Raw genomic sequence first — 2,070 nt, 5'->3', positions numbered from 1 at the left:
CGGTGATCCAGAGCCAGGCGCTAATCTGACTGTCAAACCAGAGAGTAGCCGTCTTCCCGACCACCGCATCCCGGATGGTAAAGAATGTGGTTAGAAACGCCACTACCTCAACCACAAAGATCACAGGGTTTGTCCATAAAAAACGTGGGTTCAATTTAAAAAAGGCATCCCTGGCAGCACGCAAGAGCAACACCCGGTTGAAACCGCCCTGAATCGTTTTTCTTACCCCATCAGCATCTTCGAAGGTCTTGTCAGGACCTTCCGTTCTCCCGGCCGGCTTTTCCATGTGCGACAGAGTAACCCCGTCATGGCCCTCCATGCAGCACACCTCTCTTCAATTTAATAGATTTTTCCACCAAACATCAAGAGCTGTTCCACAATAGGCCCCAACGCCAGGGCGGGGAAAAAGGTTAATGCCCCCACAATGAGCACCGTGCCCGCCAGCAACCCGACAAACAACGGACTGGTAGTTTCAAAAGTACCCGGGCCGGCTGGGGCAGTCTTTTTCTCCGCCATACTCCCGGCAATAGCCAGTACCGGGAGGATCACTCCAAAACGCCCGATGAGCATGGCCAGAGCCAAAGCCAGGTTATAAAACGAAGTGTTGGCATTTAATCCAGCAAAGGCGCTTCCGTTGTTACCAGCGGCAGAGGCAAAGGCATACAGTATTTCACTCAAGCCGTGGGGCCCGGGGTTTAAGATTGAGGCAGTACCCTCTTTTGTCGCTGAAGCCAGAGCTGCACCCACCAGGATGACGGCGGCCGGAATAATTACTGCCAGAGTAGCCATCTTGGTTTCCCGAAACTCAATTTTTTTCCCAAGGTATTCCGGAGTACGCCCCACCATCAGGCCGATGATAAATACTGTGAGGATGACGAAAACCAGCATGCCGTAGAGTCCCGCACCTACACCCCCAAAAACTACCTCGCCCAGCATCATCTGCAGCATGGGAATCAGCCCGCCAAGAGGGGTAAGGCTATCGTGCATTGTATTGACAGCCCCACAGGAAGCGGCGGTGGTTATAGTGGCAAAGAGGACTGAATTGGCTACACCAAAACGCACTTCTTTCCCTTCCATTGAAGGGCCGGCTACACCCCGAGTGTTCAGCAAGGGGTTACCTGCCACCTCGGCCGCATAACAAACACCAAGAAAGAGGACAAAAAGGAGTAACATGGCTGCCAGAATCACGCGGCCCTGCCGGCTGTCCCCTACCATTCGACCGAAGGTAACGGTCAGACCGGCGGGGATGACCAGGATGGCCAGCATTTCCACCAGGTTGGTCAGAGGGGTCGGGTTCTCAAAAGGATGGGAGGAGTTGGCATTGAAAAAACCGCCTCCGTTTGTTCCCAGCAACTTGATAATCTCCTGAGAAGCCACCGGCCCCATGGCTATGGTCTGACGGCCACCTTCCAGGGTCGACACGGTCAGATAGGGACTCAGATTTTGGATGACTCCCTGGGAAACCAGAAACAGCGCACCTATCACGGAAATGGGCAGCAGAATCCACAGAACGGAACGGGTCAGATCCACCCAGAAGTTGCCGATGGTACGTGCCGACCGTCTGGCCAGGCCCCGGGTGAGCGCCACTACCACGGCCATACCAGTAGCCGCAGAAACAAAATTCTGCACTGTCAACCCGGCCATCTGGGTGAAATAGCTCATGGTGGATTCACCTGCGTAGGCTTGCCAGTTGGTATTGGTCACAAAACTGACCGCCGTGTTAAAGGCCAGGTCCGGCTTCACCGCCCCCAGATGCTGCGGGTTCCATGGGAGATATCCCTGGAGTAGTTGTAACAAAAATAATATAACCATCCCGAGTAAGTTAAAGGCCAGCAGGGCACCAGCATACTCCCGCCAGTTCATCTCACTCTGCGCATCCACCCCGGCCAGCCGGTAAATCATCTTCTCCAGTGGACCGAGCAGGCGGTCCAGCATCGTGCGTTCACCATTGTACACCCGGGCCATATAAATACCCAGCGGTGTGGCCAGAACCAGCAGTAAAACGATAAAGAGCAGGAACTGGACGATGTCCGTGGTTTTCATCACATATCCTCCGCTTTCATCAAAGAG

General features: G+C 54.2%; 1 protein-coding gene and 1 pseudogene. Both read right to left on the bottom strand.

Annotated elements, in window-relative coordinates:
* Positions 1-319 (bottom strand): annotated as a pseudogene (locus ACPLUI_RS14270) (hypothetical protein); the annotation flags it as partial.
* Positions 320-339: 20 nt separating this feature from the next.
* Positions 340-2,043: a potassium-transporting ATPase subunit KdpA gene (gene kdpA, locus ACPLUI_RS14265; RefSeq protein WP_424660908.1), complete on the bottom strand. Its 1,704-nt coding sequence runs from the start codon at positions 2,041-2,043 to the stop codon at positions 340-342.
* Positions 2,044-2,070 lie beyond the last annotated feature (27 nt).

This window comes from Desulfofundulus sp. (assembly GCF_049701015.1).
Taxonomy (GTDB): domain Bacteria; phylum Bacillota; class Desulfotomaculia; order Desulfotomaculales; family Desulfovirgulaceae; genus Desulfofundulus.
This window is presented reverse-complemented; position numbering and strand designations above follow the sequence as displayed.